At 63.1% G+C, this 12393-nt stretch carries 8 protein-coding genes; 2 read left to right on the forward strand and 6 right to left on the reverse strand.

Features of this window, described 5'->3' with window-relative positions; genetic code table 11:
- Positions 1-234 precede the first annotated feature (234 nt).
- From BFQ04_RS03265 to pilG, 6 genes are all read right to left on the reverse strand, one after another.
- Positions 235-690, reverse strand: coding sequence for a chemotaxis protein CheW (locus BFQ04_RS03265; RefSeq protein ID WP_065885365.1), 456 nt, complete (start codon positions 688-690; stop codon positions 235-237).
- Entirely contained in the window at positions 683-6496 is a 5814-nt protein-coding gene (locus BFQ04_RS03270; protein ID WP_065949571.1) for an Hpt domain-containing protein, read from the reverse strand. The genes BFQ04_RS03265 and BFQ04_RS03270 overlap by 8 nt, the downstream gene beginning before the upstream one ends.
- A 157-nt stretch (positions 6497-6653) precedes the next feature.
- Entirely contained in the window at positions 6654-8705 is a 2052-nt protein-coding gene (locus tag BFQ04_RS03275) for a methyl-accepting chemotaxis protein (RefSeq protein ID WP_065949572.1), read from the reverse strand.
- Positions 8702-9226, reverse strand: a complete 525-nt coding sequence (locus BFQ04_RS03280; protein WP_065949573.1) for a chemotaxis protein CheW — start codon at positions 9224-9226, stop codon at positions 8702-8704. The genes BFQ04_RS03275 and BFQ04_RS03280 overlap by 4 nt, the downstream gene beginning before the upstream one ends.
- A 12-nt stretch (positions 9227-9238) precedes the next feature.
- Positions 9239-9604 carry a twitching motility response regulator PilH gene (pilH, locus tag BFQ04_RS03285; protein WP_014720320.1) on the reverse strand — a complete coding sequence of 122 codons (366 nt, stop codon included), beginning with the start codon at positions 9602-9604 and terminating at the stop codon, positions 9239-9241.
- 45 nt (positions 9605-9649) lie between these two features.
- Positions 9650-10057 (reverse strand): twitching motility response regulator PilG, encoded by a 408-nt coding sequence (pilG, locus tag BFQ04_RS03290; protein ID WP_065949574.1) that lies wholly within the window; start codon positions 10055-10057, stop codon positions 9650-9652.
- A gap of 239 nt (positions 10058-10296) precedes the next feature.
- On the opposite strand from pilG, the gene gshB reads away from it, so the two are divergent.
- On the forward strand, positions 10297-11268 hold the full coding sequence (gene gshB / locus BFQ04_RS03295) for a glutathione synthase (protein ID WP_065949575.1): 972 nt from the start codon (positions 10297-10299) through the stop codon (positions 11266-11268).
- A 148-nt stretch (positions 11269-11416) separates the two neighbouring features.
- The gene (locus tag BFQ04_RS03300; RefSeq protein ID WP_065949576.1) at positions 11417-12322 is read left to right on the forward strand and encodes an energy transducer TonB; all 906 of its coding nucleotides are present in this window, start codon (positions 11417-11419) and stop codon (positions 12320-12322) included.
- Positions 12323-12393: the final 71 nt, after the last annotated feature.

Raw genomic sequence — 12393 nt, forward strand, 5'->3', positions numbered from 1 at the left:
CTATCGGGGGCAAGCCTCCTCCCACATTTGCTCAGTAGCGCCTGAGAAGTTCATGCACGGCCCAAAATCTTGCAGGAAAAATCCGAAGGCCACCCGCAGTCTGTCAAACACCGATACTTTAATGTGGGAGGGGGCTTGCCCCCGATGGCAGTGGGTCAGCCAGAGTTTTATCAACTGACACTCTGTCATCGGGGGCAAGCCCCCTCCCACAGTGGATCTTCATAGGGCTCAGGCTCAGGCCAGGCCGGATTCGGCCAGCAGCGCTTCAAGCCCCATCAGGTCCGGCACCTTTGCCACATGTTCTCCCACTTGCACCGCCGCCAGTTCCAGCGGGCACAGCGGGACGTCCACGTAGCTCAATTCGCTGTCGAGTTTGTACGAGCGCGGTATTCCCTGGATTACCAGTGCGATGAACTTAAGCGTCGGCCGCCCGCCCAAGGCGTTCAACACTACGATCCGCGAGCGTTCGCCGGTCACACTGGCTTCGCCGCACACGGCTTCGAAGCTGATCAAGGGTATGTGCCGATCCCGCCAGGTGACTTGGCGCAGGTACCACGGCGGTGCATCACTGGCCGGTTCGCCGCGTTGGAAGTCGATCAGTTCGGCCACCGCGACATTCGGCAGGATCAGATGACGGTCAGCCAACGGCAGCAACAGCCCGGTGAGTTGGCTCGCGCGGTGGTCAAGCATGGGACTTGCTCCAGTAAGCGATGCTCTCCAGCAAGACCGACTCCTGGTACGGCTTGCCGAGGTAGTCGTTGACGCCGATGGCCATGGCGCGGTCGCGGTGTTTCTGGCCGGTGCGCGAGGTGATCATGATGATCGGCAGGCGCATCAGGCGCGCGTCGTTGCGCACCTGGATCGCCACTTCAAACCCGTCCATGCGCGGCATTTCGATGTCGAGCAGCATCAGGTCCGGGGTGTGTTCTTCAAGTAGGGCGAGGGCGTCGATGCCGTCCTTGGCGGTCAGCACGTTCATGCCGTTGCGCTCCAGCAGGCGGCTGGTGACTTTGCGCACGGTGACCGAATCGTCCACCACCAGCACCAGCAGCGGACGCTTTTTCAGCGGGTCGTTGAGGGTCAGTGGCGTGTCCACCGACTGCGCCGGCAAGGCCGGTGGCCGCGCGCGGATGTGCGCCAACAGGTCGATGATCAGCACCACGCGCCCATCGCCCAGGATCGTCGCGCCGGACAAGCCCTGCACCCCGGCAAATTGCGGCCCCAGGCCCTTGACCACGATCTCGCGCGTCCCCGCCATGGCATCCACATGCACCGCCACATGCCGCTCGTTGCACTGCATCAGCAACACCGGCACCGGCTGGTACTGGCCGAGCAGCTTGGGGCGACTGACGGTGTGCAACAGGTCGCCCAGGTAAAACAGTTCGTAGCGTTGGCCGGCATATTCATAACGCGGCGGATCCTGCTGGTAATGCCCCGCCAATTCATGGGGCAGCACACGTACCAGGCCTTCGATGGTATTGAGCGCAATCGCATATTGATCGTCCGCGCATTGCACCATCAGGGCGCGATTGACCGACACGGTAAACGGCAGGCGAATCCTGAAATGCACCCCCACACCCGGGATCGAGTCGATCACCATCGAGCCACCGAGTTGGCGCACTTCCTCATGCACCACGTCCATGCCCACGCCGCGTCCGGAAATCTGGGTGATCTTTTCCGCAGTGGAAAATCCCGGTTGCAGGATGAACTGCAGCACGTCGCGGTCGCTGATCTCTTGATTGGGGTCGAGCAGGCCGCGCTTGATCGCCTTGCGGCGTACGGCTTCAAGGGGCACACCAGCGCCGTCGTCGCGCATGTCGAAGACGATATCGCCGCCTTCGTGGGTCAGGTCCAGGCTGATGCGCCCCCTCTGCGGCTTGCCCGCTTGCAGGCGCACCTCGCGGGACTCAAGGCCATGGTCGACGGCGTTGCGCAGCATGTGTTCCAACGGCGCCGCCATACGCTCCAGCACGTTGCGATCCATCTCGCCCTCGGCATTGCCGACCACGAAATCCACGTCCTTGCCCAGCTCATCGGCCACCTGGCGCACGATGCGCTTGAGGCGCGGCAGCATGCGCTCGAACGGCACCATGCGCGTGCGCATCAGGCCTTCCTGCAATTGGGTGTTGATGCGCGCCTGTTGCTGCAACAGGTCGTGGGCGTCCTGGTTGCGGCGCTCGAGGGTTTCCTTGAGGTCGAGCAAATCGGAGGCGGATTCGGACAGCGCGCGGGACAATTGCTGCAATTGCGAATGGCGATCCATTTCCAGCGGGTCGAATTCCTCGTAGCCCAGGCGCTCGGCCTCGGCCTGCTGGCGACTGAAAAGACCGCTCTGGGTTTCGCTGTCGAGGCGGCGCAGTTGGTCGCGCATGCGCTCGATGGTGGTTTCCACTTCCGTGAGCGCGGTGCGCGCATCGTTGACCTGCTGCTCGATACGGCCACGGAAGATCGAGGTTTCGCCGGCCAGGTTGACCAGATCGTCGAGCAGTTCGGCGGAGATCTTCACCATGTCGGCAGCCGGATCGACCACCGCTTCCGCCTTAGCCGCCGGCAACGCCACCGGCACCACCGACTCTTCGCTTGGGTGCACCAGGCTCTTGATGCGCTCGATCAGCTTGTCCACCGAGCCTACCGGCAAGCCGTCCGCCACTGCATCGATCATCTGCGCCAGCCGGTCGTGGCAACCCTGCAACAGCGCGAACAGTTCGGACGACGGCGCCAGCAGCCCGGCGGACAGCCCCTCGTAGAGAAACTCCAGCTCGTGGGCCAGGTCGCCAATCGGGCCGATCTCGACCATGCGTGCGCCACCCTTGAGGGTGTGCAGGTCACGCAACAGGGTTTCGACTTCCTGGCGATTGCCGGGCTCGGCCTGCCAGCGCAGCAATGCACTGCCTGAACTGTCGAGAATATCGGCGGCTTCCTCGAGGAAAATATCCAGCAGCTCGGGGTCGGCGCCCCAGGGTTGCGGCGCAGCAACCGGGGCCGCCGAAACGCTGCTCTGGCGCAGTTCGCGCAACCTGGCGACCAGTTCGACACTGTCGCTCAAGGGTTGCTGCCGGTGCAGCTCGTCAAGTTGCAAGGCCAGGCGTTCATGACTGGCCATCAGTGCCTGGGACAGCTCGGTGGAATAACTGTAGCGACGGTCCACCAGGCCCTCATAGACGCATTCCAGCTCCTGGGCCAGATCGCCCACCGCGTCGATTTCGGCCATGCGCGCGCCGCCCTTGAGGGTGTGCAAATCGCGCTGCAACGAGGACAACGGCGCCATGCCATCGGGCTCCAGCAACCAGCGCTTGAGGGATTGCCCGGCGCTGTCGAGGATATCCACGGCCTCTTCAAGGAAGATGTCGACTATCTCATCGTCCATCGCCGTGTGCCGGCTCAGTTGCTCGGTCGCGGCGCCCAGCTCGGCGATGCTCGGGGCGCGGCTGCCGTGACTTTTGATCAGGCCGGTGGCGGACGGATCAAGGGCGTCATCGAGCAATTCGCGCAGCGCCTGGACCCGGGCCGGCGCCGGGCTGATTTCCTGCCCGGCTGCCAGTTGGTCGAGCATGGTGATCAACGCTTCATGGGCCTGCTCGGCCTCATGGAAAAACCGCTCGCTGACCGCCAGGCTGCTCTCTTCTACCGCGCCATAAAGGTCGAGCAAGGCTTCGCACAATTGATCGATAGGGTGCAGGTCGGCGAGGTGCGCGCCCTCGCCCAGGGTGGTCAGTTCGTCGAGCAGCGCGGTGAGTTCCTGGCGCTCGCCGGGGTGTTGCTGCCAGCGACGCAGCAGGCTTTCGGCGTCAAGCAGGATGTCCATGCCCCGGGCCAGGAAGTTGGTGATCAGGTGCGGATCGCGCTTGATGTGCAGGCCGGTGCTGGGGGCGTTGAGCAGTGCTTCGAGCTGTTGGTCCAACAGGCTTTGGGTGCGCTTGATCAAGTCCGCCGCGCCCTTGATCGGCGCCAGGGGATTGCTGTCCAGTTCGCGTAGCCCGCGCTGGAACACGCCTTCGGCTTCCAGCAACAGCTCGACTTCATCCAGGTCCAGCGGCAGACGATGCGCCTTGTATTCGCGGGTCAGATGGTCCAGCGGACGTGCCAGTTCAGCCATCGGCAACACGCCGGCCATGTAGGCGCTGCCCTTTAGGGTGTGCAGGGCGCGTTGCAGTTCATCACTGACTTGCAGCGGCACGTGTTCGGCGGCCTGTTGCAGGAACTGGTTGAGGCTGTCCAGATGGCTCTGGGCTTCGTTGCGGAAAATCTCCAGCAGCATCGGGTCGTGAGGCTCGACAGCCGCTTCCTGGGCGCCGCTGGCCAACGCGTGGGCGCGGGCAGCGAGGGCGTCGACCTCATCGCGCTGACGCTGTTGACCGGTGGCGAAGTCGGCGATCAGCGCCGGCAGCAGCGCCACCGCCTCATCCAGCACCTGCTGCACATCGGGGCCGATCGCCACGCTACGCTCCAGCACGCGGTTGAGCAGGTTTTCCACGGCCCAGGCCAGTTCGGCCACGACCAGGGCGCGGACCATGCGACCGCTGCCTTTCAAGGTGTGGAAGGCACGGCGCATTTCGCCCTGGGCGGTTTTGTCCGCGCAGTCGGGCAAATAACGGTGCAGCACCTGAAGGACTTCATCGGTCTCTTCGAGGAAGACTTCGCGCAACTCGTCGTCAATCGGCGCTTCATCGAGGGGAGGCGGCAGCAGACTGCCCGGACGTTGCAGGGCTGGCGGGTTGAGACGCGAAGTGGGGCTGGCCAGCGCATCGAACCGGGATTGGCTTGGCGCGGTGTCGCCGGACAAGACCCCCTCGGGTGCAGCCAAGGCCTGGCGCCAGGGTTTTTCCAGCGGCAGATAGCCCAGCTCACTCAGGGCCTGAGTAGCCAGTTCCAGGACTTTTTCCCCTGCTGCGTCGGAGTCCTGGAGCATGCGTTCCAGGTAGTATTCAAGGCTGCTGATCACGTCGGCAAAGCGCGCCAACTGCGCCTCACCGGGCGCGGTGTCGTTGACCATCAACTGCTCATCGACGTAATCGGTACACCCGCGCATCAGGCTCGCCGCGCGCGGCAGTGGAATCATCGCCAGTGCGCCGCGCACCTGGCTCAACAGCTCAGGCAGGGATTCGAGGCGCTGGCGGTCCCAGTCGGCCTCGATGCAGTCGATCACCAACTCCTTGGCCTGGCGCAGGCACTGGCAGGATTCGCGGATCACCAATTGGTGGATCTGGGTCAGGTCAGTGGTCGGCAGACGGCTGTCTTCACGGCTTTGCGGTTCGACGGTACCGACCATTCCGGCCAGCGTGGCCTCGACGTATAGCAACGCCCCGGCGACGTCCATCAATACGGCATCACTGGGTTCGCGCTGCCCCTGGACCAGGCTCAATACCACGGCGAGCTGGTCGATGATGACTTTGCGCGGCTGGCCGAAACCGAGCACCGCCAGGGTGTCGGCGATCTGGCGCAGCGGCGCCAGCAGCGGGTCAAGGTCCTGGGTGTGCTGGCGGTCGCTGCGCACGAACAGATCGAGGCGCTCCTTGACCCGTACCAGCTCTTCGCACAATGCGCCGAGTACCGAGCCCATGGCATTGCGGTCCGGCTCGGCCAGGCGCGCGCGCTCGGCATCGACCACGGCACTGTCGGGCAAGGCCTCATCCAGACCGTAGCGTTCCTTGAGACTTTGCATGCGCGGCGTCGGCCGAGTGACTTTGGCGACGTAGAACAGCAGGCTCTTGAGCAATTCATCCGGCGCCGGCTGGTTGATCCCGCCGATGCCCTGCGCCAGCAGGCGCTTGAGTTGCTTACCGCTGGCCTTGAGCAGGCTGCGCAGTGCCGGGCTGTTGGCGATCACGCCCGTCAGCATGCCTTCGACCAGCGCCGAGGTGACCTGCCACAGCGGCAACAGCGGCGCGCCCTGGCACAGCGCCTCCAGGCGCGCGAAGACCCGCGCCATGTCTTCCAGGTTGCTCGGGCCGTGGTCCTCGCGCAGCAAGCCGGCCAGGGCTTGTTGCAGCAATGCGTGCCATTGGCGCAATTGCGGGTGAAGGTCCGGCGGTGTGCGTTGAGTCAGTGCCTCATCGGGCAGCGCCGCGATGGTCAACAATTGTGGGCTGAACAGGCTGGTCTCCGACAGCAGGCTTTCACCGCGGGCGCTGCGCAGGTCGTTGAGCAGCGGCAACACCACCAGCGGCAGGTCGCGACGGGCGCTGTGCACGCGGTCCAGGTACAGCGGCAATTGGCCGAGGGCTTGTTGCAGCAGGCGGATGCTTTCGTCGCGCTGGCCGACGTGCCCGGCCTGCAGCGCGAGGGCCAGGGCTTCGATCTCTTCAGCCAGCAGGGCCGCGCCGTAGAACTCGACCATCTGCAGCGCGCCATGTACCTGATGGATACCGGCCAGGCACGCATCAAGGGCGTCGCCGGTTTCAACGTAAGCGTCCAGCGCCGAACGGGCCTGTTTCAGGGTTTCGGCAATGTCGCCCTTGACCCATTCGAGGGCCACGTAGTCGTGCCGATCAACCATAACTGCTCCGCTTGGAATTCATGGGTTGCTGGTCTCTCACAACAATGGAGAACCAATGTGGAGGGGGCTTGCCCCCGATGGCGGTGTGTCAGGCGACCAGCTTTTGACTGTTGGACTGCAATCGGGGGCAAGCCCCCTCCCACATTTGGAGCGCATTTCAGTCATCGGTCTGCCTGGCTGCCGGCAGGGTAAAACCCGACACCGACCGGCGCAACTGACTGGCCATTTTTGCCAGGTTACCAATGCTTTCGGCAGTCGCCGTGGAACCCGACGACGTCTGCGTGGTGATCTGCTGAATCACATTCATCGTCAACGAAATCTGCCCCGCCGATGAGGTCTGCTGCTGCGCCGCATTGGAAATGCTCTGGATCAGCGCCGCCAGGGTTTTCGACACGCCTTCGATCTCTTCCAGCGCCACTCCGGCGTCCTGGGCCAGCCGCGCACCGCGCACCACTTCGGTAGTGGTCTGCTCCATGGAGATGACGGCTTCGTTGGTATCGGCCTGGATCGCCCGCACCAGGGTTTCGATCTGCCGGGTGGCGGCCGAGGAGCGCTCGGCCAGCCGTTGCACTTCATCGGCCACCACCGCAAAACCGCGCCCGGCATCCCCGGCCATGCTCGCCTGGATAGCCGCGTTCAGGGCGAGGATGTTGGTCTGGTCGGCGATGTCGTCGATCAGGCTGACGATGTCGCCAATCTCCTGGGACGATTCACCCAGGCGCTTGATGCGCTTGGCGGTGTCCTGGATCTGTTCGCGGATGTTGTCCATGCCGTGGATGGTGTTGTGCACCACCTCATTGCCCTTGTTGGCAATCTCCACCGAACGCTCCGCCACCGCCGAGGACTCGGCGGCGTTGGCCGACACCTGATCGATGGACTGGGCCATCTGGTTGATTGCGGTGGAGGCTTCGGCGATCTGCTGGGCCTGATGCTCCGAGGCCTGGGCCAGGTGCATGGCGGTGGCCTGGGTGTCCTGCACCGCGCCGGCGACTTGCCCGGCGGTGAGGTTGATGGTGGCCACCAGGTCGCGCAGCTGGTCCACCGAATAGTTGATCGAGTCGGCAATGGTGCCGGTGAAATCTTCGGTGACCGAGGCCGTGACGGTCAGGTCGCCGTCGGCCAGGTCTTCGATTTCGTCCAGCAGGCGCATGATCGCGTTCTGATTGCGCTCGTTCTTTTCGGCGGTTTCGCGCAGCTGGCGGTTGGTCTCGCGCACCATCACCAGGCCGATCAGGATGATCGAGGCCAGCGCCAGCAGCCCCAGCACATAGCCGCCGAGCGTATCCAGGCTGCGCCCGCCGGCCAGGTTCTCGAAACCGGTGGCCAGGTGCGAGGCTTCATCGAGCAGGGTTTGCGACAGGTTGAAAATGTTGCTCGCCGACGCGCGTACCTGAAACAACTGCGGCGAGGTTTCGAGAATTTCATCCACGGAACCCGAGACGAATTCGAACAGTTCGGCGATCTCCGCTAACCGCGCGCGGGCGTCAGGGTCTTCGACCTGGGTGATGCGCAGGCCAGGGTTGCCGTTGAGCATGCCATTGAGCACCACGCCAAAACGATTGGCGTCGCGACCAAAGGCATCGGCGGCCTGCACGGCGGTTTCGTCGCCGGCGAGCACGGTATTGACCGCCCCCAGGATGCGCTCGGCCAGCAGTGACTGACGCTGGGCCAGCGCCACCTGGCTCGCGGGGGCGCCGCGCTGGAGCAGGATGTCGACGACTTTCTCCGACTCTATCTGCAACTGCGGCACGGTTTCGGCGAGGGTGGCGGCCACCTGGTGCAACGACAGTACGGTCTGTTCGCTGGCCAAAATGGCGTCAGTGTTTTTCAGCAGGGCTTCCCAGTCGGTCTGCACCGCGCGCATCTCAGCGCGTACGGCACTGGGCGCGGCCGGCAGGCCGGTTTGCGGGTCGCCTTTTTTCAGGTAGCCCCAGCGCTGGGCGAAGTCGTTGCGCGCCTCGCCCAGCAGCTTGAACGCGGCCGCCTTGCCGGCGGCGGCTTCGGTGGCGTTCTTGGCGATGCGCTGGGACAGCACCCGCAGTTCGCCCGCGTGGCCGATGTACTGTTTGTCGTAGGTGGACTGGGTGTTGAGGTACGCGAAGTTGGCGAACAACAGCATGATGAACACGATCAGTGCAATAAACAGCACGATGATCTGCGACCGGCTGCGCGAGGCAGCCTGAGGCTTGGGCGTGGTTACGGTGCTCATGCGGCCACATCCATGAAGCCCGGAGCCTGGGCCAGGGCGAAGGGGCTGAAGACCTGCCACTGCGGATCGCCATCGAACTGGCCCTGGATAAACGGCGCGCCGGAGGCGGTATTCGCCATCCACGCGTCGAGTGCAAAATGTTGCATGCCCACCACCTCGTCCACCAGCAACCCGACAAACAGATCGTTGTATTCCACCACCAGCACCCGCCGCTGCTTGCGCGCCTTGGACAGTTCCTGGCCGAGAAACCCGCCCAGGTCCATCACCGGCAACAAACGCCCGCGCAGGTTGGCCACGCCCTTGACCCAGGGCTTTACCCCAGGCATCAGGGTGCAGCGCGGCTCATGCAACACCTCGGCGACTTCGCCCATGGGCGCCACATACCAGTGCTGCCCCAGGCGAAAGCCGATCCCGCTCCAGCGTTGCAGGCGGGTTTCCTGGGACGGCAGGTCGGCGGCCAGCAGGCGGCAGCGGCGGTCGATGTCCAGCAGCAGCTCAAAGGCGGTTTGCGACTCGGTCATGATGGCGTGCCGTCAACCGGCCAGCACCTTGTTCAGCGTGGCGATCAGGGTTTCTTCGTCCACCGGCTTGGTCAGGTAATCCTTGGCACCCTGGCGTGCGCCCCAGATCTTGTCGGTTTCCTGGTCCTTGGTGGTGATGATGATGATCGGGATACCGTTGGTTTCCGGCTCCTTGGACAACTGGCGCGTGGCCTGGAAGCCATTGAGCCCCGGCATCACGATGTCCATCAGTACCGCGTCGGGCTTTTCCTGGCGGGCCAGGGCCACGCCGTCCGCGCCATTTTCGGCCTTCAATACCTGGTGGCCGTGCTTTTCCAGCATGCCGGTCAGTTTGTACATTTCGGTCGGCGAATCGTCGACGATCAGAACACGTGCCATGGTTTTCCCCACTACATTGGTCGGCGCCGGCCCTCGGGGGCGGCGTCAGTGTGCTTGTTCTACTGCGGCGAAGGCAGGCACATAGGCCTTGATCGCACCCAGCAGTTCTTCCTTGCTGAAAGGCTTGGTCAAAAACTGATCGACCCCCACGGTACGCCCCTTGGCCTTGTCGAACAGGCCGTCCCTGGAGGACAGCATAATCACCGGGATCGACTTGAATGCCGGGTTGTTCTTCACCAGGGCACAGGTCTGGTAGCCATCCAGGCGCGGCATCATGATGTCGACAAAGATAATGTGCGGGTGATGATCCACAATTCGCGCCAGGGCATCGAAACCGTCGATGGCCGTGATGACCTCGCACCCCGTGTTCTTCAACAGCGTCTCGGCGGTGCGGCGGATCGTTTTCGAATCGTCGATCACCATCACTCTCAAGGCGTTGGAATGCTGTTCCATAGTTGCTCTACCATCGCCACAGCGAATCGGTTTTCGGTGTGTACTGCCTGATGTGTCACAGGATGAGCCCCGCAGGCCTTGGAATTCAAGGGCTGCTGCGCCGTGGCAGTCTTTTTAGCACAGTCTCCGGGCGCAATCTATCGAGGCACTCGCCTGGTGGTTTTTCCTTGACCCGCAACAGCCGCAGCGCCACTCTGACGCCACTTTTATGCGCCCCAATTTGCCAGAGGAAATAACCCATGAGCGTTCGCGTCGGCATTGTCATGGACCCTATTGCCAGCATTTCCTATAAAAAGGACAGCTCGCTGGCCATGCTCCTGGCCGCCCAGGCCCGCGGCTGGAGCCTGTTCTATATGGAACAGCGCGACCTTTACCAGGGCGATGGCGAGGCCCGTGCGCGGATGCGTCCGTTGCAGGTATTCGCCAACCCCGAGAAGTGGTTCGAACTGCAGGATGAAATCGACAGCCCCCTGAGCGATCTGGACGTGATCCTGATGCGCAAGGACCCGCCGTTCGACATGGAATTCGTGTATTCCACCTACCTGCTGGAGCAGGCCGAGCGCGCCGGCGTATTGATCGTCAACAAGCCGCAAAGCCTGCGCGACTGCAATGAAAAACTGTTCGCCACGCTGTTTCCACAATGCACGCCGCCGACGGTGGTCAGCCGCCGCGCCGATGTACTGCGCGAGTTCGCCGCCAGGCATGGCGATGTGATCCTCAAGCCGCTGGACGGCATGGGCGGCACCTCGATCTTCCGTCACCGCGCAGGCGACCCGAACCTGTCGGTGATCCTGGAAACCCTGACCGCGCTGGGCACCCAGCAGATCATGGGCCAGGCCTACCTGCCGGCGATCAAGGACGGCGACAAGCGCATCCTGATGATCGACGGCGAGCCGGTGGATTACTGCCTGGCACGCATCCCGGCGGCCGGCGAGACCCGTGGCAACCTGGCGGCCGGTGGCCGTGGTGAAGCGCGACCGCTGTCGGACAAGGATCGTTGGATCGCCGCCCAAGTGGGCCCGACCCTTCGCGAAAAAGGTTTGCTGTTCGTAGGACTTGACGTAATCGGCGAGAACCTCACCGAAATCAATGTCACCAGCCCGACCTGTATTCGCGAGATTGATAACGCATTTGGCACCAATATCGGGGAAATGTTGATGGCTGTGATTGCCGAAAAGCTGCAAGTTGCAAGCGACAAGCCGCAAGTTTGAAGCAGACCGCGTTTAAGCTTGTAGCTGCAAGCCGGCCGCAAGCTTAAGGCAAACCGCGTTTAAGCTTGCAGCTTGTAACTTGTCGCTTGAAGCTAAAAACCAACATTGCGCTATCATGCCGAACCCCGATACAGGTGATGTTGGTTTTATGCCTCTGCCGTCCGAACTGCCCCCCGAACTCTCCCACAGCGGCGTGCGCCCGGCTGATCGGCTCGGATTTACCCTGTTTCTGGCGGCGCTGGTTCACCTCGCACTGATTCTGGGCGTGGGTTTCACGATGGTCGAACCCAAACAGATCACCAAGACCCTGGAAATCACGCTTGCCACCTTCAAGAGCGATAAAAAGCCCGAGAAGGCTGACTTTCTCGCCCAGGAAAACCAGCAAGGCAGCGGCACCCTCGACAAGAAAGCCGTACCCAAGACCACCGAAGTGGCACCGTTCCAGGACAACAAGGTCAACAAAGTCACCCCGCCGCCGGCCCCCAGACCGGAAGTCAAACAGGCTACGCCCAAGGCTGCCGTGACCACCGTTGCGCCCAAGCCGCAAAAAGCTCCTACCCAGCGCGAAAAAACCAAAACCGAGCCCAAACCCGAGCCCGTCAAGCCTGCGCCGACATTCGACAGCGCGACGCTGTCCGACGAAATTTCCAGCCTGGAAGCCGAATTGGCCCACGAACAGCAGCTCTACGCCAAGCGCCCACGCATCTACCGCTTGAACGCCGCCTCGACCATGCGCGACAAAGGCGCCTGGTATAAGGATGAATGGCGCAAGAAGGTCGAGCGCATCGGCAACCTCAACTATCCGGAAGAGGCGCGCCGCCAGCAGATCTATGGCAATTTGCGCCTGCTGGTGTCGATCAACCGCGACGGTTCGCTCTATGAAGTGCAGGTGCTGGAGTCATCCGGCCAGCCCTTGCTGGACCAGGCCGCCCAGCGCATCGTGCGCCTGGCCGCGCCCTTTGCGCCCTTTACCGGCGACCTGAACGACGTGGACCGCCTGGAAATCATCCGTACCTGGAAATTCGCCAGGGGCGATCGGCTGTCCAGCAACTGACTCCGGCACTTTCCTTCACTGTAGGAGCGAGCTTGCTCGCGAAAAACGCATAGGCGGCGCGGACTACCTGA

The organism is Pseudomonas sp. 37 R 15, assembly GCF_900004865.1.
GTDB classification, from domain to species: domain Bacteria; phylum Pseudomonadota; class Gammaproteobacteria; order Pseudomonadales; family Pseudomonadaceae; genus Aquipseudomonas; species Aquipseudomonas fluorescens_AM.